Origin of the sequence: Pseudomonas spartinae (assembly GCF_965197125.1) — a bacterium.
Lineage (GTDB): Bacteria > Pseudomonadota > Gammaproteobacteria > Pseudomonadales > Pseudomonadaceae > Aquipseudomonas > Aquipseudomonas composti_A.
In genome coordinates this window covers 122,864-144,593 of sequence record NZ_CBDAMB010000010.1, presented here as the reverse complement: position 1 = coordinate 144,593, position 21,730 = coordinate 122,864, and the positions used below count along the sequence as shown (strand labels likewise).

Genomic DNA, 21,730 nt, shown 5'->3' with positions numbered 1-21,730 from the left:
GGCCGCAATTACCCGCGCCAGGGCTCTCGCTTGATGAGGAAACACACAGAGACGTGTCATCAACTCGCTAAGGAGATAAACGGATGTACCAAGCACTTCTTCGGGAACAACTGGAGACATTGAAGTCCTCCAACCAGTACCGCACCTTCACCACACTCAGCCGTATCTGCGGCCAGTACCCGCTGGCCAAGCTGGATGGCCGCGAGCAAGAACCGGTGGTGGTCTGGTGCAGCAACGACTACCTCGGGATGTCGCAACATCCTGCAGTGCGCGAACAGATGCACGATGCGTTGGAGACCTACGGAGCGGGCTCCGGCGGATCGCGCAATATCGGCGGTTCGCACGAGGTGTACGCCAGCCTGGAAGCAAGCCTGGCCGACTGGCACGGCAAGGAAGCGGCGCTGGTCTTCCCAACCGGCTTTGGCTCCAACGACGCCACCCTCCAGTGTCTGCTGCGGCGTATCCCCGATTGCGTAGTAATCAGTGACGAACTGAATCACGCCTCCATCGTCAACGGCATTCGCTCGACGCCCAACGAGCGCAAGATCTTCCGCCACAACGACGTCGAGCATCTGGAGCAGATTCTCGCTAGCTACCCTCAGGGCCAGCCGAAGATCGTGGTGTTCGAGTCAGTCTACTCAATGGACGGGGACATTGCCCCAATCGCCGAAATCGTTGCGGTCGCCAAGCGCTACAACGCCCTCACCTACCTCGACGAAGTGCACGCCGTGGGCATGTACGGCCCACACGGCGCCGGTATCGCCGCCGAACTGGGCGTAGCCGATCAGGTGGACATCATCCAGGGCACCATGGCCAAGGCCCTCGGCGTAATCGGCGGCTATATCGCCTCGACCCAGGTGATCGTCGATGCCGTTCGGTCCTTCGCCACCGGTTTCATCTTCACCACCTCGCTGCCGCCAGCTATCACTGCAGGCTGCCTGGCCAGTGTCGAGCATCTCAAGGCCAGCAGTACCGAGCGTGATCGCCTGCATACCCAGACCGCTAAGCTGCGCGAGCGCCTCAAGCACCATGACGTGCCGGTGATGCCCTGTTCGCAGACCCACGTGCTGCCGGTGCGGGTAGGTGAAGCCAAGCGCTGCAAGGCAGCGGCCGAACGCTTGCTGCATAACCATGGTGTGTACCTGCAGCCGATCAACTATCCATCCGTGCCGGTAGGGACGGAGCGCTTCCGCGTCAACGCTACGCCGAACCACAGCGATGCGCAGATCGAGCACCTGGCGCTGTCGCTGCGCGAGACCTTCGATCACTTCAGCATCCCACTGGCATCCGAGGTGTTTGCTGCGGAGGTGGCCTGAGATGGAACAGTCCTTCTTCACAGTACGTCCGGCGACCCAGGCGGACCTGACCAGCCTGGTGGAGCTACGCGCGTATCTGCTGGACGGCACCGCCGCCAGCTATTCGAGCAAGACGCCGGAGGACGCGGCGCGCTGGCGGCCGGCCTACCGTACCTGGCTGAGCAGCCGCCTGAGCGAGAGCGACTGCGTGCAGATCCTCGCCGCCGAGCACAAGGAATCCGGCCAGGTGCTGGGCTGCGCGACGGCCATTATCGACCAACGCGCGCCGGCACCGGGCTGCCTCAATGGCCTGTCCGGCTGGGTGCAATCGGTGGTGGTGGAGCCGCAGTGGCGGGGCCGCGGCATCGCCCGGCATCTGATGCAGCACCTGCTGCGCTGGTTCGCCAACCGAGGCGTCGGCTGCGTGGTACTGCAAAGCACCGAGGCTGCCGGCGCGCTGTATCAAGCCCTGGGTTTCATCGCCAGCGACGAGCGCCTTCTGATCCGCCAGGAGGCCTCGGTATGAAGATCCTGATCATCGGTCTGGGTTACGCCGGCAACCGCTTCCGCCGCGCCTTCGAGCATATCGCCACGAGCACCGGGATGCCGCTGTCGCTGGCCTATGTCGGACGCCGGCAGAAGACGAGCGAACTGCCCTACTTCGACAGCGTCGAGCGGGCGCTACAGGTATTCGCGCCGGACATCGTGGTGGTCAGCGTCAACGACCACAGCCATGCGCCTGTGCTCATGCAGCTCGCCGGCTACCGGGGGTTTGTGCTCTGCGAGAAGCCCCTGGCCACGCCTGCTGACGACATGGATGAGCTGCTCGGTGCGCTGGAGCAGGTCGGCGGCTTTGCCCTGGATCTGGTGGAGCGTTACTCGGACGCAACCCAGCAGTTGCGCGAGTGGGTCGAGCGCCACGACTGGCAACTGGCTCGAGCCAGCTTCCACTGGGGCAAGGATCGTATCAACGACTACCGCCCCACCTGCGGCGTAACCAGCGAGGTGATCCATGCCCTGGATCTGGTCGGCTGGATCTGCCCGCGCGCTGGCCAACTCAAGCTCGATGGTGTGCTCGGTGTGCGCTCGGACTTCTCGATCTCCGCCGCAGAGGTACTCGACACCGTGCAACTCACCGCCAGCCTGGGCGAAGCGCGGGTCACCGGCTACGCCAGCTTCGTCAACATCGTGCGCCAACGCACCGTGGATTTCAGCTTCGTCGATCGCGATACCCGCCTTATCCATGCGCGCCTGGTGTTCGATACGCCGCGCTGGGATCACGACCAGTTGCGAATCTGGACGCGCGGCGCCAACGGCGCCGAGGAGCTGCTGCACGAGTTCGCCACCGCCCCCGACGAGCCAGGGCTGGACACCCTGCACAAGCTCTCGCGGCTGTGCCGGCAGGTGGTGCGCGCCGTAGCGCTCAAGGAGCCGCCCCGCCAGCCCTTCGCCGGTCTCGACACAGCCGTGGCGCTGCAGCGCTTGCTCAACGACATGGAAACACATGCCCAAACCCCAGCACCGGCGCGCTACGTCCATGGCGAGACGCGCGTACTGCTGGCCGAGGACAGCGACCTGGAAAGCCTCGGGTAACTCAATCACAAGGAGAACGACTATGTGTGGAATCGCTGGATGGCTGTCCTACAGCCAGAACCTGGAAACGCAACGCGACACCCTGCGGCGCATGACCGACACCATGGCCCTGCGCGGGCCGGATGCCGGCGGGCTGTGGATCGACGGACCGATCGGCCTGGGCCATCGGCGCCTGTCGATCATCGACCTGGAAGGTGGGCGCCAACCGATGACGGCCCTGCACGGTGGCCCACGCGAGGTCGCCGCCATCACCTACAGCGGCGAGGTCTACAACTTCCGCGAGCTGCGCACCGAGCTGCAACGACTCGGCCACCGTTTCGAGACCCGCAGCGACACTGAGGTGGTGCTGCGGGCCTATGTCGAATGGGGCGAAGCCTTCGTCGAGAGGCTCAATGGCATGTATGCCTTCGCCATCTGGGACCTGCGTTCGCAAGAGTTGCTGCTGATCCGCGACCGCATGGGCGTCAAGCCGCTTTATTACTTCCCCACCGCGGACGGTGTGGTGTTCGGCTCCGAGCCCAAGGCGCTGCTGGCCAACTCGCTGGTGCCGCGCAAGGTGCGTGCAGACGGCCTGCGCGAAATCCTGGAGATGGTCAAGACGCCAGGCCATGCTGTGTTCGATGGCATGCGCGAGGTGATGCCCGGCGAGATCGTGCGCATCAACCGCCAGGGTCTGGGCCGTCGCCACTACTGGAAGCTGGAGGCGCGCGAGCACGAACACACGCTGGACGAGACCATCCGCCATACCCGCGATCTGCTGGAGGACATCGTCGATCGCCAGATCGTCGCCGACGTGCCGCTGTGCAGCCTGCTCTCCGGCGGCCTGGATTCTTCGATCATCACCGCGCTGGCATCGAAGAAGCTGCTGGCCGCCGGCAAGGAGAACATCCGCTCCTTCTCCGTCGACTTCGTCGATCACGGCAGCGGCTTCACCGGCGACGCCGTGCGCGGCACCCCGGATGCACCCTTCGTGCGTGACCTGGTGGAGAAGATTCGCTCCAGCCACCAGGAGATCATCCTCGACAGCCGCGAGCTGGCCGACCCGGCATTGCGTGCGCAGATCGTTCGCGCCCTCGACCTGCCACCGGCGTTTTGGGGTGACATGTGGCCGTCGCTCTACCGGCTGTTCCAGGAGGTGCGCAAGCACTCGACCGTGGCGCTGTCCGGCGAGAGCGCGGACGAGGTGTTCGGCGGCTACCGCTGGTTCCACGATCCGGAGGCAATCCAGGCCGACACCTTCCCCTGGCTGACCTCGGTCACCGGCAAGTACTTCGACGGCAAGACCCTGTTCGACCTGGGCCTGCTGGCCCAGCTCGACATGCACAGCTTCCTGCGCGACAGCTACACCCAGGCCATCGCTGAAGCGCCGGTACTACCCGGCGAGAGCGCGGTCGACCAGCGCATGCGGCAGATGAGCTACGTCAACCTGACCCGCTTCGTGCAGACCCTGCTCGACCGCAAGGACCGCATGAGCATGGCCGTCGGCCTCGAGGTGCGGGTGCCCTTCTGCGACCACCGCCTGGTCGAGTACGCCTTCAACATCCCCTGGGCGATGAAGGCCTTCGACGGGCGGGAGAAAAGCATCCTGCGCGCGGCGACCCGCGACCTGCTGCCCGAATCGATCAGCGAGCGGGTCAAGAGCCCCTACCCCTCGACACAGGATCCGGCCTACGAGCAGGCGCTACGTGATGCCCTGGCCGCCATCCAGGCAGATCGCAACGCGCCGGTGACGCCCCTGCTCGACAGCGGCCGTATCCAGCAAACCCTGGCCAAGCCGCTCGGCAGCGTCTCGCCCATGTATGAGCGCATGGGCATGGAACTGGCGGTCGGCCTCAACACCTGGCTGCGCGAGTACGACGTCAGCCTCGAACTCTAGTCCCCAACCGGATGCGGCCCCGGTGCGGGGTCGCATCCCTCCGCTGTACCACCCACGCGTTCCTGCAACGCAAGCGAGTCCGAGCATGCACACACCCAACCAATCACCCATCTACCTCATAGCACTGGGGGCCTTCGCCCTCGGCATGGCCTCATACGTCACCGCCGGGTTGATCCCGATGATAGAGGCCTCGTTCGCGGTCTCCGTCGCGGTGGCCGCCCAGTTGGTCACCGCCTTCACCCTGGCCTACGGCCTGGGTTCACCGATCTTCGTCGCCCTGACCCCGGCGCATCGTCAGCGCGCCGGCTTGTTGCTGGCCCTGAGCCTGTTCGTCATCGCCAACGCCGCCAGCGCGCTGGCCGAGAGCTTCACCGCACTGATGGTCTGGCGCGCCATCGCCGGTATCGGTGCCGGCGTCTACCTGGCCATGGGCATCGGTGCCTCGGCCGCGGTATCGACCCCGGAGCGCCGCGGCAAGGCCATCGCCATCATCATGGGCGGCATGGCCAGTGGCGTGGTGCTGGGCGTGCCGCTCAGCCTGCTGATCGCCGAACAGCTCGGCTGGCAGGCCGCCCTGTGGCTGGTCACCCTGCTCGGTTTGGTGGCTTTCTTTGGCCTGCTGCTGAAGCTTCCTTCCCTACCCGCGGCCACCGCCACCACGCTGGGCCAGAAGCTGGCGATCCTCGGCGATAGCCATGTGCTGGTCATCCTGCTGGTGTCGCTGCTGGCTGCTATCGCCAGCCTGGGCATGTACACCTTCATCGCCCCACTGCTGGCTGACCCGGCATACGGCGCGGTGCGTTCGGTCACGCCCTATCTGTGGGTCTGGGGCATCGGCGGTGTGCTGGGCAGCTTCCTGATCGGTCCACTGGTGGATCGCATCAAGGGCCCGGTGCTGACCTTCGCCATCATGCTGATCCTCGCCGTGTCGCTGTTCGTGCTGCCGCTGACGGCGGCCCTCAGTACCTGGCTGGTGATGCTGCCCATCGCCCTATGGGGCGCGGTCGGCTGGGCACTGCAGGTGCCGCAGAACAACGAGCTGATCCTGGCGCGCCAAGCCCAAGGCGACGGCAACCTGGCCATCGCCCTGAACGAGTCGGCGCTCTATCTGGGCAGCGCCATCGGCGCCGCGGCGGGTGGGTTCGTTCTGCTGTTGCAGCTACCCACCTGGACCCTGGCCGCCAGTGCTGGCGGTGTCGCAGCACTGGGCGCCCTGCTGCAGATCGTCAACCTGCGTCGTCAGCCAACCTGGAACGGCGACGTGCAAGCCGAACCCTACAACTGACGGAGGAAAGGCCGTGGAACTGCGCCACCTTCGCTGTTTCATCGCCGTCGCAGAAGAACTGCACTTTGCGCGTGCCGCCGCGCGCCTGCATATCGAACAATCGCCCCTGTCGCGGATCATCAAGGAGCTGGAGTACCGTCTGGGCGTGCAACTGTTCGAGCGCACAACGCGGCGCACGCGCCTGACCTGGGCCGGCAAGGTGCTCTTGGAAGAAGCGCGCCGGGTGCTGGCCGTGGTCGACCAGGCCAAGGCAAGCGTCAAGAGCGCGGCGGCCGGCTATCGCGGGCGCATCCGCGTCGCTCTGTCCGACGGCATACCCCAAGTACGCCTGGCCACCCTGCTCGCCCAGTGCCGCGAGGAGGAACCCGAGGTCGAGATCTGCCTGTCGGAGGTCACCTTTAGCGAGCAGGTCAGGGGCCTCAACGATGACCTGTTCGACATCGGACTCGCCCAGTCCGACGAGGTGGGCGATGGGCTGGTGGCCGAGCCGGTCTGGTTCGATCCATTGGCTGTGGCGGTACCTGCCCGCCACCCACTGCTGAGCTACCGGCGTGTGCCGCTCGATGAGGTCGTGCGCTACCCGTTGGTCCTTTGCGATCCGCAAGTTTGCGAAGGCTTCTGGCAACAGCTACAGCGGGTGCTTGGCGCCATCGATACACGTCTGACCATCTCCGACCGCGTACCGACATTGGATCTGATGATGGCGTTGGTGGCTGCGGGTTACGGCCTGGGCTTCTCCAGCCTGGCGCGCATCAAAGAACTCAACAATCCGGACGTCGTGGCCAGACCGCTAGACGGCTGTGCATCGATGCTAACAACGTACTTGGTAAGACGCGAAGGCGAGCCAGCCGAGCAGCTGGCCCGATTTATCGGACGGGTGAGACCGGCGGAAAGCCAAGTTTTGCTGCCAGAACACAGGTCACACAAGTAGATCGCCTGATCGCCCCAGGTACAAAATATCCCCTCACGGCGAGCCCCCTCAGAAGAGCGTCTTAGCGGCAGTCCAGCCAGGCTGCCGAATTTCTTGTATCTAGCCAACTACCCGTTCTTGAAAAAAGAGCTCCTGGCAAACCTGAAGGCAGCCACAGTAATCACCAACAGCGGTGGTCTGAGGACGATCCGCTTCGGATGGACTTACCCCTATCGAACCTACGACAGGTGCAGATGCCCCAGGGCGCATTTGCCCAAGCCAGCCACGCCACGCCAAGCCGGCAACCCTCAAATACTGGAACTAGAACCACTCGACGCCCAACGATCAGGCCACCATCCTGATCCGTATCCTAAGCAATCCTCCAGAACTCCTACGAAAACTGGCATAAGCCAGGAAGCGCTACCCTTGTTTAATGCTCGGCGCCCACTTGCCTGGAAGGTGAAAGCCTGCAGGCCTACCGTTTGGTCAGCTCCAAGTTTCCGCCCGTTGCCCCATTCGATGATATCGACGACGCAGATTTCATTTTAAATCTACAATTCTGGAGGGCTTTTCAGCTTCGTTACCCTGTAGCCTCTGAGCATGATGAAAACGAAGATTCCTAAAACACCCATTATTGCCGAGGACGTCATCAGCAATATGGTATGCGCCCCCGAAAAAGCGTCTTTCGCCGCCTCAATCAGGGCAGCGCTCTGGGGCTCGATCAAGCTGTGAGCGACAACGTAGCTATCACCAATCGAGCGCTCTGCTCGCTCTGCTAATGGTTTTGCAAGATCCGCTGGTAGTGAGATTGTGCGGCCATATATATTTGACATGAATACGCCGAAGAAGGTGATCCCGAGACCTGTTCCCAACTCGTACGCAGTGGCTTCTAGCGAGCCCGCCGCACCTCCCTTGCTGGCTTCTACCGAACCCATGATCGCAATGGACGACGCAGTCAGGCCGATACTAAGGGTCAGGCCCAGTAGTGCCAGCATTGCCGGCACACCGAAGCCTGGCTCCTGGAAATCGGCCAGCGCTAGAAACGCAAGAGCCACGGCGGAGAGCAGCAGTGAGGAACTGGCCACTAGGCGCAGGCCACAAAGATTGGACAGATAGCCGGCAACTGGGCCACCGATGGCGGCTGCGGCCATAATCGGGATCATGAAGATACCGGCCTGCAACGGCGTCCTACCCAGCACGTACTGTAGCTCCTGCGCCAGCGTCAGCTCGACCCCGGCCAGTGCGCCAGTTGCCACCATCGCCATGAGGATTCCAGTTAAAATAGCCGGACGCGAGAACAGTGAAAGATCGAGCATTGGCGCAGCCGAACGCAACTGCAGGCGGACAAAGATCACCAGCAGACCAATCCCAAGCAACATCATTGCCACAACCTCGGCTAGCGGTTGTGTAGCGCCGACGGCAGCCTTAATGCCGTAAACCAGTCCCAGCATGCCAGCGATCAGCAGCAAGGCTTGACCGAGTGCCCATGTGCCGGGTGTGGTTTCTTCGGTTCGCGGCAGCAGGAAGTACACCAGCGGCGCGACCACTAGCATGATCGGCACGTTGATCAGAAAGGCCGAGCCCCACCAGAAGTGCTCTAGCAGCACTCCGCCGATCAATGGCCCCAGCGCGGCACCAGCGGCCCCTACCGTACCCCAGAGGCCCAGAGCAATCGCACGCTCATGTTCGTCCTCGAAGGTGCGACGGATGATACCCAACACGCAGGGCATAATCATCGAACCGCCGAGGGCCAACAGCACACGGGCGCCAATGAGCAAGGCAGGGGTCGGAGCGAAGGCTGCCAGCAAAGAAGCGATGCCGAACACAACCAAACCGGTTAGCAGCACGCGGCGGTTACCGATCCGATCAGCCAGTATGCCCATCGGCACCAGCAGACCCGCCATCAGCAAAGGGTATATGTCGATGATCCACAGCACCTCGGTACCCGAGGCTCCGAGCGCCAGAGTCAGCGAGGGTACGGCGATATGCAGGATGGTCATATCGATGACCACAGGCAGGAAGGCCAGCATGACGGCCAGCAGGATAAGCCAGCGACGAGGAATAACAGCAAACATGGAAGTACTCATATGTGACGTGAATGGACTCTACTGAGCAGCCGTGACAGCAGCAATCTCCGCCACATCACGCGCGTGAAGACCGCCACCGAGCGACCTGTAAGGTGCCACCCGTGTGGCAATTGCCGCGCGGCGCTGCTCTAGCAAAACCTGCCAAGGGGCGTGCATCATCGGGCTTAGGCACTCGGTCTCCACACCCGCCCGCCAGGGTCGCCTCGGTGCTCTGCAAGGCGGCTGCGGCGCTGCGCACGGCGGCCACACGGGCTGGCAGGTCCTCGCTGACCGACAGCTCCTGCGTCTGCAATGTCAGCACCGACACCTGCAGCGGCGCGGCCGCCTCGCTTTGCTCAGGCGCGGCGTCGCAGCCTGTCAGAGCCCATACGGCTAGCCCTGCGAGCACGATGCCCAGATGCCGCTGTTTACTGCCCATAACCCACTCCTCGTTGCACGCTAGGCTCCGGTGACCTGATGGCGACCGGGAGCTGATCGAGGCTGCAGTCTGAAGCGGTGCTGTTGCGAATGATTCGAGGCTATGTGGAGAAAGCATGGAGGCCGCGATAGTATTTGCCGCCCCTCTGCGCGAGCCCGCCCATGTCCGATCCCCACGCCCGTACCAGCACTGCCTCCCCTGCCCCGGCATTGGTGCTGATCGCCGAGGACGAGGCCGAGATCGCCGACATCCTCATCGCCTACCTGCAGCGCAGCGGCCTGCGCACCCAGCACGCCAGCGATGGCCAGCAGGCCCTGGCCCTGCACCAGACGCTCAAGCCGGACCTGCTGCTGCTCGATGTGCAGATGCCGGTGTTCGATGGCTGGAAGGTACTCAGCGAAATCCGCTCCCGTGGCGACACCCCGGTGATCATGCTCACTGCGCTCGATCAGGACATCGACAAGCTGATGGGGCTGCGCCTGGGCGCCGACGACTACGTGGTCAAACCCTTCAACCCGGCTGAGGTGGTGGCGCGGGTGCAGGCGGTGCTGCGGCGTACACGGGGCAGCGCGCCTGCTGCCACGCAGATGCTGCGCGTCGGGCCGTTCCAGATCGACCTGGACAGCCACGAGGCCAGCGTGATGGTCGATGATCAGCAGCAAACGCTGGAGCTGACCCTGACCGAGTTCAAACTGCTGGCCTGCCTGATGCGCGCGCCGAAACGGGCGTTCAGCCGTGCTGAGCTGCTGGTCACCTGCCTGCCCGAAGGCGACACCCAGGAGCGCACCGTGGACAGCCACGTCAGCAAGCTGCGCAAGAAGCTCGAAGCGCTCGACATCCAGGGCGTGCCGGCCAGCGTCTGGGGCGTGGGCTATCGCTTCGGCGTCGAGCCATGAAACCGGCACCGGGCCTGCGTCGACAGATCATCCAGTCACTGGCGGTAATGGCGCTGGGCATCATCTGCCTATCCGTGATTGGTACCTACATCTTCTACGCCTTCGCCGTGACCTACCTGCCAGGCAGCATCTCCGACACCATGGTGCCCTCGCGCCTGGAGCTGGTGTGGATCGTCTGCACCATCATCGCCGCGTTGAGCATGGCGGTGTTCGTCGCCATACGCCTGTCACGGCGCCTGATCACGCCGTTGAATTCGGTGGCACACAGCCTGCGCGAAGTGGCCCAGGGCAAGCTCGACGCGCGCGCACCGCTGGACGCACAGGCCATGGGCGAAACCGCACAACTGGTGCGCGACTTCAACGCCATGGCCGAGCGCCTGCAGAGCATGACCCGCGAACGCGAGTTCTGGAACGCCGCCATCGCCCACGAACTGCGCACTCCGGTGACAATCCTGCGCGGCCGCCTGCAAGGCCTGGCCGAAGGCGTGTTCAGCCCCAGCAGCGAGCTGTTCGAGGGCTTGCTGCGCCAGGTCGAAGGCCTCAACCACCTGATCGAAGACCTGCGTGTGCTGAGCCTCAACGACAGCGGCCACCTGGAAGTGCAACGGGCCAGCGTGCGTCTCGCCGATGAACTGGGCAGCGTGCTGCAGGCCTTCGCCACGCCGCTGGCAAAGAAGGGCTTTAACCTGTGGCAGGAGCTGGACGCTGGGCTGCTGGTGGAGTGCGATGCCGTGCGCATCCGCCAGGCACTGATGGCGCTGCTAGAAAACGCCCTGCGCCATGCCGACCCAGGCAACCTCAAGGTGCGCCTGGAGCGAGTAGGTGACGACTGCCAGCTCAGCGTGGAAGACGACGGCCCCGGTATCGACAGCGCCCTGGCAACCGACATCTTCGAGGCCTTTCGCCGTGGCGACCCGTCGCGCTCACGCAAGAGCGGCGGTAGCGGCCTGGGCCTGGCAGTGGTCAAGGCCATCATCGAGGCGCATGGCGGGAAGGCCTTCTGCCAGGCATCGGCCAAGGGTGGCAGCCGCTTCGTTCTGAGCTGGCCGTTGCTGTCATAAAAACAGCCGCCAGAAGGCGGCTGCGTGACACGCGACTAGAGCGTGGTTAGGAGCAAAGCCCGGTCACGCCAAGAGGGTATCGCTCACGTCAGAACGGTACGATGACCATCAGCTGACTGTACACATTGGTGCCATTGCCACCGACCTGATTGCCGCCATTGTCGGCGCTCTTCTTCGGTTGATAGAGGCCCACCAGCGGGCTGATGATCAGGTTGTCGCTAACCACCCACTCGGCATACAGATCCAGCTCGCGGGCATCCAAATTCAGGCTGCTCCGCTCATGCAGGGTGCTGTAGTCGAAGTACAAGGCGCCCAGGGTGAGCCTTTCCATCGGGTTGACCTTCAGGCCCAGATGATGGATGCCAGTGTTGGTGTTGAAGGGGCCGGAATAGTTGGAGGCCACTTCGCCCTGCAGCCAGGTGCCATAACCCGTGCTGAGGCCGGTGAACAGCGAATCCCAGCCACCCGAGTAACGGGTGTAGCGATAGGTCAGGTTGGGCGACCAGGGCGCGTCGGCGAAGGTATAGCCAGCCTCGGCGTACCAGGCTTTTTCTACCCCGGTGTCGACATCCTGCCAGGCATATTCGAAGGCGAAATTGGCATTCTCGATGCCGGCATTGCCTTCACCACGAATGCTGTAGACGTCGAGATTGTCGCGCTCGCTCTGGATCGGGCTGGCCCAACGCTGGTTGACGTCCAGGCCATGCACCCAGGTCAGTCCCAGAGTGCCGGCCTCAGTGGTGTAATCCAGGGTGCCGGCGGCCAGCTCGGTTTCAGCCTGGGCACGGTTGTCGGACTTGAGCCAGACCACCGAACCATGCAGACCTTCCTCGCCGCCCAGACGCAGCACGGCAGTGCGGTCGAAAGCATGCCGTGCGGCAATGTAGTAGGCGCCGCCGCGATTGAGGTCACCATCTGCCGGGCCCTTGCCCAGGTTCGGGCCATCGTCGTTGATCAGGAAGCCGCGCCCCAGCTTGACCACCTGGCGCCCGGCGGAGAAATCCACGCCATCCTTGCCCAGCACGGGAAACAGGTCCCCCGAACGCCAGCCCAGGTAGGCATCTTCGATCTTGGTGGTGCGCTCGGTGCCGATGGTATTGCCAGCCGGATCACCATCACCCCAGGTGCGCGAGCTGACCATTGCGAAAGCCCCGTACAAGCTACCAGCACTGCCCAGCCCCTGTTGGCCACTGAGACCGTACTTGATGAAACCTTCGCGCCAGGTGGAGCCCCCCGTGGTGCCGTCGTAGTTCTTGCGGCTGTTCATCATGCCGAAGACGGCCAGTACGTCGGCGTTCAGCTGGGTGTCGTCATCGGCGTAAAGCTCGTAGGCCTGGGCCTGCCCGGACAGTGCCGCGCTAACGGCCAGGGCCATGGCGAGCTTGCTGCTGTGTCGTACATTCATCTTCATTGAGCTCCTCAGTGCGTGTGCAGGCGTTCTTATTGGTTTGGCGGGAGGGATAAGCGCCCGCGCCGAGAGGCGCGGGCTGGCAGGTTCAATGCGTGGTCAGGGCGCGGCTCAGCGCGTCGACGATCAGGTCGGCTTCACTGGTGGTGAGGGTCAGAGGCGGCGAGATGATGATCTTGTTGCCCACCGGACGAACCAGCACGCCTTGCGCGCGCGCCGCTTCGGCGATGCGCGAGGCCTGGCCCGACGCCGGGTCGAGCGGCTGACGGGTGCGTTTGTCGGCGACCAGATCGAGGGCGATCATCAGGCCCTTGCCGCGCACTTCACCGACCACATCAAACTGCTCGCTCAACGGCTTGAGTCCTGCGATCAGGTGCGCGCCAACCTTGGCTGCGTTGCCCGGCAGATCTTCCTTCTCGACGATGTCCAGCACAGCCAGGGCAGCCGCGCAGGCAGTCGGATGACCGCTGTAGGTGTAGCCATGCATGATCACGTTGGCGAAGCCGGGGGCATTCTCGATGGCATCGACGATGCGCTGGTTGAATACCGTGGCGCCCAACGGGATGTAGCCGGCGGAAATGCCCTTGGCAAGGCACAGGATGTCCGGCGCCACGCCCCAGCCACGGCTGCCGAGGATGCAGCCGCTGCGTCCGAAGCCGGTGACCACTTCGTCGGCGATCAGCAGGATGCCGTGGCGGTCGCAGACTTCGCGCAGGCGCGGCCAGTAAGCCGACGGTGGCACGATCACGCCGCCAGCGCCCTGCACCGGTTCGGCGATGAAAGCGGCGATGGTGCCGGCGCCGAGGAAGGCGATCTGGTCTTCCAGTTGGCGAATGCAATGCTCGACCAGTTGCTCGGCGTCGGCGCAATCCCAGGGATTGCGATACAGCCAGGGGGTATCGAGCAGGTGGCAACCGGCGAGCAGTTGGCCGTGATTATAGTGGTAGACGCCATTGCCGCCGACCGAAGTTCCACCGACGTGCACGCCGTGGTAACCGTTGCGCAGCGAAAGAAAGCGGGTGCGGCCCGGCTGGCCGGAGGCGATCCAGTACTGGCGCGCCATCTTCAGTGCGGTTTCAACGGCATCGGAGCCGCCGGAGTTGAACAGCACGCGGGCCATTTTCTCCTGGGCGAACATCGAGGTCAGGCGCTCGGCCAGGTCGAACACGCGTGGATGGGCGATGCCGTCGAAGGTCTGGTAGTAGGCCAGCTCGTCAAGCTGTGCGGCGATAGCGGCTTTCACTTCCGGGCGGTTGTGGCCGACGTTGACGTTCCACAGGCCACCAACGCCATCGAGCATGCGGTTGCCCTCGATGTCGGTGATGTAGTTACCGTCACCGCGGGCGATGATCAGGGTCTTGGCACGATTGGCCGGCGCCGAGGCGCTCATCGGGTGCCAGAATTTCTTTTCCGCTGTCTTGTATTTCGCGTACATGGCTTCGCCCTGCGCTGCTTCGGGAGTTTCGCTGTGCTTGAACATGGCATTGGTCGACATGGTGGTGATCCTCACTGCTGAGCCGCAGGCTTGCGGACGAACAACAGCTGCTGCGTGGTGAATTCCAGCAGCCCTTCCTGGCCGAACTCGACGCCGAAACCGGACATCTTGCAGCCGCCGAACGGGGTGTTGGGTTGAATCTGGGCGTGGCAGTTGACCCACGCCACGCCGCTTTCCAGGCGCGCCGCGACAGCCTGCGCGGCAGCCGCATCCGGGCCCCACACCGAGCCGCCGAGGCCCATGGTGCTGGCGTTGGCGCGACGCAGTGCGTCCTCCACGTCGCGGTAGGCGATCAGTGGCAGCACCGGGCCGAACTGCTCCTCGTCCACCAGGCGGTGGCCGTCGCTGACGCCGGTGACGATGGTTGGCGGGTAGAAAAAGCCAGCGCGCGGCAGCGGCGCACCGCCACACAGCACCTGGCCGCCCTTGGCGCAGGCGTCGTCCACCAGCTCGGCGACCAGCTCCAGTTGCTCGGGATTCTGCACCGGGCCGAAGGTGACGCCCTCTTCCAGGCCATCACCGACCACCTGGCGCAGGGCGATGACGGCCAGTGCCTCGGCGAACGCCTGGTACTGCGACTCGTGCACGTACAGACGCTTGAGTGCGGCGCAGGTCTGGCCCATGTTGAGGAAGGCGGCCTGGAAGATGTCCTCGGCTACCGCTTCGACCGGCGTACCGGGCAGGACGATGGCAGCATCATTGCCACCCAGCTCCAGGGTCAGGCGCTTGAGGTTGCCGGCCGCGGCCTGCATCACCCGCTGGCCGGTCTCGGTGGAGCCGGTGAAGACGATCTTGTGGATGCCCGGATGGCTGGCGATGGCGCTGCCGAAGCCACGTTCGCCGGTGACGATGTTGATCACCCCGGCCGGCACGTGACGGGCGATGATTTCGACCAGGCGGATGGTGCTCAGCGGGGTCAGGCTCGATGGCTTGCTGATCACACAGTTGCCTGCGCGCAGCGCCGGCATGATGTGCCAGATGGCGATCATGAACGGCCAGTTCCACGGGGTGATCGAGGCCACCACGCCGAGCGGCTTGCGGTGCAGCTCGACGCGCTGGGTCGGGGTTTCCTCGACCAGTTCCACCGGCAGTTCCTGAGAGGCGGCGTAGCGCGTCCAGGCGACCCCGCCCATGACTTCGGAGAACGCCAGCGCCAGCGGTTTGCCCTGTTCCAGGACGATCAGCCTGGCCAGCTCATCGGCTTTGCGCTCGATGTCAGCGGCGATCAGTTGCAGTCGCTCACAACGCTCGGCGCATGAGCTGCGGCCCCAGCTCGTGAACGCGCGCTGGGCAGCCACCACGGCCTGCTCCAGTTGCGCCACGGTGCCGGCCGGGCACAGGGCGAAAGCTTGCCCGGTGGCAGGGTTGATCACCTCGAAGGGATCGCCCTCGCCCGCCACCCGGGCACCGTCGATGAGCATCTGATAATCGTTCATATGAAGCATCCCCTTGGCCGCCGGCGACACGACGTGCACGGCGGTTAGCTGGTGGTGTGTGTGACGTGATGGATGAATGCCTGGCAGCCGCTCAGAGCCTGTGGCTGCCCAGTGCCTGGAAGCGCTCGGGGGCAACCCGGCGCAGACGTGCGGCGAGCATTACGCCGACGAAGAGGGAGATAGGGATCAGGATGCACAGCCCGTAGGAGAGCAGCTTGCTGGAGCCTGTCAGCACCTCGAAGTGGATCACCGCAACCACCAGCACGCAGATCAACGCCAGGCCGGAGAACGCCGGCATGATGAAGCGGCGCAGCAGGCCCAGGCCCAGCTCCGGGTGCTTGTGGAAGTAAGCCAGCACGGCTACCGAGGTCAGCGCCATGAGCAGGATCAGCGACAGCGCAGCCAGGCTGGAGAACCAGGCGAACAGCTGCAGGATCGGGTCAGCGCCGGCGGCGGCGAAGATCAGCACCACCACGGCGGCGATCAGGGTCTGCAGGGCCGAGCCCATGTGCGGGCTCTGGTGGATGCGGTGGGTGGTACCCAGCAGGCCATGCAGCAGACCATCACGACCGGTGGCGTAGAAGTAGCGCGCTGCCGAGTTGTGGAAGGCCAGCAGGCCGGCGTAGATGCTGATCAAGAACAGCACGCGGATCACCTGGGTCAGCTCGGCACCGACGAAGTGATCGGACAGGCCGTAGATGAAGGTGGTCGGGTCTTCTAGCGATTGCAGCAGCGGCACGATCTTGTCGGAGCCGACACCAATCACCATGGCCCAGATCGACAGCGCATAGAAGCAGCCGATCAGCAGCACCGAGGCATAAGTGGCGAAGGGAATCGCGCGCTGCGGGTTCTTCGCTTCCTCGCCATAGATGGTGGTGGCCTCGAAGCCGATGAAAGCGGCGAAGCAGAACAGCAGACCGATCGACGGGTTACCGCTGAACACGTGTTCGGGCTTGAACGAATCGAGGTTGATACCGTGCTCGCCGCCGCTGCGCAGAATGGCGATATCCAGGGTGAGGATGGCCACGTACTCGGCGATAACGATGACCGACAGCACGCGCGCCGACAGGTCGATGTTGCGGTAGCCAAGGATGGCGATGCTAACCATCGCCAGCAGCGAGTAGACCCACCATGGCATGTCGATGGCGAACACACTGGCCATGGTGCCGGCAGCCACGCCGCCGAACATGCCGTACAGGCCAACCTGAAGGATGTTGTAGGCGAACATCGCCAGCACCCCGGCCGCACCGCCGGCGAGGCCACCCAAACCGCGTGCCGAGAAGGCATAGAAGCCGCCGGCGTTGGTCACATGGCGGGCCATGGTGGTGTAGCCCACCGAGAAGGTCAGCAGCACCAGCAGCGTCAGTGCCAGCAGCACGGGAGTGCCGGCGCCGTTGCCGAGCATGATGCCGATGGGGAAACCACCGGCCAGTACGCTCAGCGGGCTGGCCGCAGAAACCACGAAGAAGATGATGAAACCGACGCTGAGGGCGCCACGCCGCAGCTCGGTCGAGCTGACGGTCGGACTCATGGATACGCTCATTTTCTTGACCTTGTTTTATGAGGCAGTCGTTGGAAGACCGGTGAGCCGCTTGTGCCGCTCATGCCGACCAGCGAATTCATTGTTGTAGTCACGCTAGCGATTTCGATGCTAGGCCGATCCCCAACCAGGCGTTAGCCCAAATCGGCAGCATCGCAAGACCCGCCCCAGCAGGAGGCATGCACGCAAACAGGGCGTGCAAGGACGCTGCCGATTTGGGCTAACGCCAGCTCTTTTGCGCTTCCTATAGTGGCGCCAACGCCGCGCAGCGGGAGCCTCATCCCGCCACGATAGAAGAACAACAAGCCGAGGCCTGAAACCATGATCCGTGGCAGCATCGTTGCCCTCGTCACCCCCATGCGCGAAAGCGGCGCCATCGACTACGCCGCACTCGACCGCCTAGTGGAAGTCCACCTGCACGAAGGCAGCCACGGCATCGTCGCCGTCGGCACCACCGGTGAATGCTCGACGCTCGATTTCAAGGAACATCTGCACGTGGTCAGGCGCATCGTCATGCGTGTCGCCGGACGCCTGCCAGTGATCGCCGGCACCGGCAGCAACAGCACCCGCGAAGCCATCGCCCTGACCGCTGCAGCCGCAGACATCGGTGCCGACGCCTGCCTGCTGGTCACGCCCTATTACGTGCGGCCAACCCAGGAGGGTCTGTACCGCCATTTCGGCGAAATCGCCCAGGCCGTGCCCATCCCGCAGATTCTCTACAACGTGCCGGCGCGCACCGCCTGCGATCTGCTGCCGGAAACAGTGGCCAGGCTGGCCGAGTTCGACACCATTGTCGGCATCAAGGACGCCACCGGTAATCTGGCCCGTGCCCAGGCGCTGCTGCCACTTGTGCAGCACGGCTTCGCCCTGTATTCGGGCGACGATGCCAGCGCTGCGGAACTCATGCTGATGGGTGGTCAGGGCAACATCTCGGTCACCGCCAACGTTGCCCCGCGTGCCATGGCCAAGCTGTGCGATGCGGCACTGGCCGGCGATGCCACGCACGCCCGCGCCCTGCAGCGCTATCTGCAGCCCCTGCATGCCGCGCTGGTCACACAAACCAATCCGATCCCCGTGAAGTGGGCCCTGCAGCGGATGAATCTGATCCGTGCGGGCATTCGTGAGCCATTGACCTGGCTCGCCCAGGCTCACCAGCCCCTTGTGCAGCAAGCCATGGACGATTGCCTCATCACACCTCAGCCCTGACAGCCCAGCCCGTGCACCACCAGGAGGTTCGATCATGTCTTTCGAGCGCATCAGCATTCAGTGGCGCATCAGCCTGCTCAGCGGCTGTAGCCTGCTGGCCGTGGTCGCCGTGGTACTCGGCATCACCCTCTACCAGGTACATCGCAACGTCGAGCTGTTCAAGCGCGAGAGCACGCGCATCCTCGAAGAGTCGGCACAGGCACGACTGGACGCCAGCGCAGTGGCGCAGAAACTGCGCATCGAACACTTCTTTCGCAGCATGGAGCTGTACGGTGACGGCATCGCCGGGCAGGTGCTGCAATTGCGTAAGCAGCATGATGGCGGTGCCGGCTCGGCCGACACGTTGCGCCAGCAACTGGTCGTACTGATCCATGACGCCCTGCTCGCCAGTCCGAAAACGCTCGGAATCTATCTGGTGATGCAGGCAGATGCTCTCGACGGCCAGGACAATGATTTCATCGCTCAGGAACCTGTGTCGAGCAACGAGAAAGGCCGCTTCGCCCTGTACTGGTCGCAAAGCGAACCCGGCAAGCTGGTGCAGGCGACACTGACTGAAGAGAACATCAACGCCAACCAGGCGCCAGCGGGTGCAGAGCCGCAGAACGCCTGGTACGTCTGCCCGGTGCAGAGCGGCAAACCCTGCGTGGTTGAGCCCTATGCGGTAGAGGTGGAAGGCCACAATACGCTGATGAGCAGCTTGTCCATCCCGCTGCTCGACAACGGCCGGGTGATCGGTGTGCTGGGCTTCGACATCAGCCTGGCCACCCTGCAACGCCTGACCGAAGAGCTCAGCGCCGAGCTGTATCAGGGCCAGAACGCGGTTTACATCCTTTCCGCCAGCAACCTGCTGGCCGGGCACAGCGCCCAGCCCGACAAGCTGGGCAGCCCGTTCGCCAACGCACCCGCCGACAACAGCGTGCAGCTGAGCCAGGTATTGCAACCCCTGACCGATTCGCGGCCCTGGCACCTGCATATCGACATCCCCAACGCACAGTTGCACGCCCCCGCCCAACGCCTGCAGACGCAGATGGACAACGGCCAGCAGGATGCGCTGTGGCAAAGCCTGGGCCTGGGGCTCGGTGTCAGCCTGCTTGGCGTGCTGCTGATCGGCCTCACGGCGCGCAGCATCAGCCGCCCACTGCAACGGGTGGCCGAGATGCTCGACGAACTGGTGGAGGGCGACGGCGATCTGACCCGGCGCCTGCCCAGGCAGCGCAGCGACGAATTGGGTCGGCTGGTCACCGGCTTCAATCGCTTTCTCGATCATCTGCAACCGATGGTTGGCGAGATCCAGAAGGCTGCCTTAAGCACCCGTGAAACCGCCGACCGCGCGGCCAGCGTCGCCGAGGACATCAACGCCGGCATGCACCGCCAGCACCAGCAGGTGGAGCAAGCGGCCGTGGCGCTGCAACAGATCAATGCCAGCGCCCAGGAAGTCGCCGGCAGCTCGGCCCAGGCCGCCGACGCTGCGCGCGCTGCCGATCAGGCTGGCCAGCAGGGCGTGCAGTCATTCGCCAGGACCACCGAAACCATCACTCAGTTGGATCAGCGCCTCGAAGCCGCGATGCAGGACGTACAGGCACTGGCCGGCAGCAGCGAGGAAATCGGCCAGGTGCTCGATGTGATCTGCACCATCGCCGAGCAGACCAGCCTGCTCGCGCTAAATGCCGCCATCGAGGCCGCACGCGCTGGCGATCAGGGTCGCGGCTTCGCCGTGGTCGCTGACGAGGTGCGCCACCTAGCGGACAACACGCAGAACTCGGTGGGCAAGATCCGCCTGGTGGTGGAGAACCTGCAGCAGCTCAGCCGTGACGTGGTCAGCGGCATGCATCGCAGCCGCGAACAGGCGCGCAACAGCGTCGGCCTGCTCGACGATACCCACACTGCCCTGCACACCATCGGCGAGGCGATCGGCGTGATCGACCGCATGAACCGGCAAATCGCCGAAGCCTCCCAGGCGCAAAGCGCTGGGTTGGAGGACGTGGCCCAGCGTGTCGATGGTATCCACAGCATCAGCGCGACACTCACGGCGCAGATTGACGCGTCATCACATATCGGCCGATCCCTGCACGATATGTCTATCCAGCAACAGCGTCTGGTGGAGCATTTCCGTACCTGACCCCCGCATATCCAGGAGCCACCTCATGAAACGTCTGCTCTATCCGCTGCTCCTCGCCACCAGCCTGCAGGCACAGGCCCAGGACGTGATTCGCTTCTACAGCTGGAAGGACTATTTCGACCCCGCCGTGCTCAAGGACTTCGAGACGCAGACCGGCATCCGCGTCGACTACCAGGCCTATACCACCGCGCAGGAGCTGGATCAGGCCCTGCGCAGCGGCAAGCCCTACGACCTGGTAGTGCCCAGCCACTTCATGCTCAAGCAGTTGATCGCCGAACAGCGTCTGACCCGCATCGACAGCAAACGCCTGCCCAGTTATGCGCAGCTCGACCCCTGGTTGCTGTCGATACTCGCCGGCATTCCCAGCGCCAATCAGTACAGCGTGCCCTACCTGTGGGGTTCGATCGGCCTTGCAGTCAATACCGAGAAGGCCCAGACCACCTATACCGACACCTTGCCCAACAGTTGGGCAGTGCTGTTCGACCCGGCGCATTCCGCCCGGCTCAGCGCGTGCGGTATCGGCCTGCCGGATGCCCCGGAAGAGGTCACCTCGGTGCTGCTCAACTACCAGGGGCGGCGCCTGTCCGCCAGTGGCAACCGGCAGATCGCCCGCAGCGTGCAAACGCTCGTCCCGCTTGCACCGCAGCTGCGCGCACTGGACAACTGGGAACATATCGACGCGCTGGCAGCAGGCCGCCTGTGCCTGGCCATGACCTGGAGCGGCCACGCCCTCAAGGCCATGCAGAACAATCCGCAGCTGACCTACCGCATCCCGCAGGAAGGCAGCGCGATCTACATCGACACCCTGGCCATTCCCAGCAATGCCGGCCAGCCCGAACTGGTCTACCGCCTGATCGATTTTCTGATCGCACCAGACAACATCGTGCGCAATGCTCGCGCCACCCAGTTCTATGCCCCGCTGCCCAGTGAAGCCGCCGCGTTGCAGACGCTGATCGCGGAAAATCCGCTGCAGGTACTGAGCCCGGCGCAGCGGCGCCGAAGCTATCTGCTGGAAAGCCTGCTACCGGCTCAGAAGCAGACGCTGGAGCAGAGCTGGCAGCAGTTCAAACGTGCCGCCAGCCAGGTGCCGACGACACAATAAAGC

At 64.2% G+C, this 21,730-nt stretch carries 16 protein-coding genes and 2 pseudogenes; 13 read left to right on the top strand and 5 right to left on the bottom strand.

What is annotated here, in order from left to right; translation table 11 throughout:
- The first annotated feature begins 83 nt into the window (after window positions 1–83).
- From hemA to ACN8M7_RS20510, 7 genes and pseudogenes are all read left to right on the top strand, one after another.
- Entirely contained in the window at window positions 84–1,316 is a 1,233-nt protein-coding gene (gene hemA, locus ACN8M7_RS20540) for a 5-aminolevulinate synthase (RefSeq protein ID WP_490261985.1), read from the top strand.
- Between the two features lies 1 nt (window position 1,317).
- Window positions 1,318–1,821: a GNAT family N-acetyltransferase gene (locus tag ACN8M7_RS20535; protein ID WP_490261984.1), complete on the top strand. Its 504-nt coding sequence runs from the start codon at window positions 1,318–1,320 to the stop codon at window positions 1,819–1,821.
- Window positions 1,818–2,888 (top strand): Gfo/Idh/MocA family oxidoreductase, encoded by a 1,071-nt coding sequence (locus ACN8M7_RS20530; RefSeq protein WP_490261983.1) that lies wholly within the window; start codon window positions 1,818–1,820, stop codon window positions 2,886–2,888. Before ACN8M7_RS20535 ends, ACN8M7_RS20530 begins: the two co-directional genes overlap by 4 nt.
- A gap of 22 nt (window positions 2,889–2,910) precedes the next feature.
- Entirely contained in the window at window positions 2,911–4,764 is a 1,854-nt protein-coding gene (gene asnB / locus ACN8M7_RS20525; protein WP_490261982.1) for an asparagine synthase (glutamine-hydrolyzing), read from the top strand.
- An 85-nt stretch (window positions 4,765–4,849) separates the two neighbouring features.
- Window positions 4,850–6,049: an MFS transporter gene (locus ACN8M7_RS20520; protein WP_490261981.1), complete on the top strand. Its 1,200-nt coding sequence runs from the start codon at window positions 4,850–4,852 to the stop codon at window positions 6,047–6,049.
- 13 nt (window positions 6,050–6,062) lie between these two features.
- Window positions 6,063–6,980 (top strand): LysR family transcriptional regulator, encoded by a 918-nt coding sequence (locus ACN8M7_RS20515; RefSeq protein ID WP_490261980.1) that lies wholly within the window; start codon window positions 6,063–6,065, stop codon window positions 6,978–6,980.
- Between the two features lie 431 nt (window positions 6,981–7,411).
- A pseudogene (locus tag ACN8M7_RS20510) lies at window positions 7,412–7,498 on the top strand (RES domain-containing protein); the annotation flags it as partial.
- A gap of 12 nt (window positions 7,499–7,510) precedes the next feature.
- On the opposite strand, the gene ACN8M7_RS20505 reads toward ACN8M7_RS20510, so the two are convergent.
- A complete protein-coding gene (locus ACN8M7_RS20505) occupies window positions 7,511–9,034 on the bottom strand; it encodes an MFS transporter (protein WP_490261979.1) in 1,524 nt (507 codons plus the stop codon).
- Window positions 9,035–9,625: 591 nt separating this feature from the next.
- Here ACN8M7_RS20505 and ACN8M7_RS20500 point away from each other — a divergent pair.
- Complete coding sequence (locus ACN8M7_RS20500) at window positions 9,626–10,360, top strand: response regulator (RefSeq protein WP_490261978.1); 735 nt, start codon at window positions 9,626–9,628, stop codon at window positions 10,358–10,360.
- Window positions 10,357–11,421: an ATP-binding protein gene (locus ACN8M7_RS20495; RefSeq protein ID WP_490261977.1), complete on the top strand. Its 1,065-nt coding sequence runs from the start codon at window positions 10,357–10,359 to the stop codon at window positions 11,419–11,421. The genes ACN8M7_RS20500 and ACN8M7_RS20495 overlap by 4 nt, the downstream gene beginning before the upstream one ends.
- An 88-nt stretch (window positions 11,422–11,509) precedes the next feature.
- Here ACN8M7_RS20495 and ACN8M7_RS20490 read toward each other — a convergent pair whose 3' ends face one another.
- From ACN8M7_RS20490 to ACN8M7_RS20475, 4 genes are all read right to left on the bottom strand, one after another.
- Complete coding sequence (locus ACN8M7_RS20490; RefSeq protein WP_490261976.1) at window positions 11,510–12,826, bottom strand: alginate export family protein; 1,317 nt, start codon at window positions 12,824–12,826, stop codon at window positions 11,510–11,512.
- A 91-nt stretch (window positions 12,827–12,917) separates the two neighbouring features.
- Entirely contained in the window at window positions 12,918–14,264 is a 1,347-nt protein-coding gene (locus ACN8M7_RS20485) for an aminotransferase class III-fold pyridoxal phosphate-dependent enzyme (protein ID WP_490262022.1), read from the bottom strand.
- 71 nt (window positions 14,265–14,335) lie between these two features.
- The gene (locus ACN8M7_RS20480) at window positions 14,336–15,760 is read right to left on the bottom strand and encodes an aldehyde dehydrogenase family protein (protein WP_490261975.1); all 1,425 of its coding nucleotides are present in this window, start codon (window positions 15,758–15,760) and stop codon (window positions 14,336–14,338) included.
- 91 nt (window positions 15,761–15,851) lie between these two features.
- Window positions 15,852–17,303, bottom strand: coding sequence for an APC family permease (locus ACN8M7_RS20475; protein ID WP_490261974.1), 1,452 nt, complete (start codon window positions 17,301–17,303; stop codon window positions 15,852–15,854).
- 318 nt (window positions 17,304–17,621) lie between these two features.
- Here ACN8M7_RS20475 and dapA point away from each other — a divergent pair, with 318 nt between their 5' ends.
- The 4 genes and pseudogenes from dapA to ACN8M7_RS20455 all read left to right on the top strand — a co-directional run bounded on the left by dapA (window position 17,622) and on the right by ACN8M7_RS20455 (window position 21,727).
- On the top strand, window positions 17,622–18,506 hold the full coding sequence (gene dapA / locus ACN8M7_RS20470) for a 4-hydroxy-tetrahydrodipicolinate synthase (RefSeq protein ID WP_490261973.1): 885 nt from the start codon (window positions 17,622–17,624) through the stop codon (window positions 18,504–18,506).
- Window positions 18,507–18,540: 34 nt separating this feature from the next.
- Window positions 18,541–19,767 (top strand): annotated as a pseudogene (locus ACN8M7_RS20465) (PDC sensor domain-containing protein); the annotation flags it as partial.
- 15 nt (window positions 19,768–19,782) lie between these two features.
- Complete coding sequence (locus tag ACN8M7_RS20460; RefSeq protein WP_490262021.1) at window positions 19,783–20,625, top strand: methyl-accepting chemotaxis protein; 843 nt, start codon at window positions 19,783–19,785, stop codon at window positions 20,623–20,625.
- A 25-nt stretch (window positions 20,626–20,650) separates the two neighbouring features.
- Window positions 20,651–21,727 (top strand): extracellular solute-binding protein, encoded by a 1,077-nt coding sequence (locus ACN8M7_RS20455; RefSeq protein ID WP_490261972.1) that lies wholly within the window; start codon window positions 20,651–20,653, stop codon window positions 21,725–21,727.
- Window positions 21,728–21,730 lie beyond the last annotated feature (3 nt).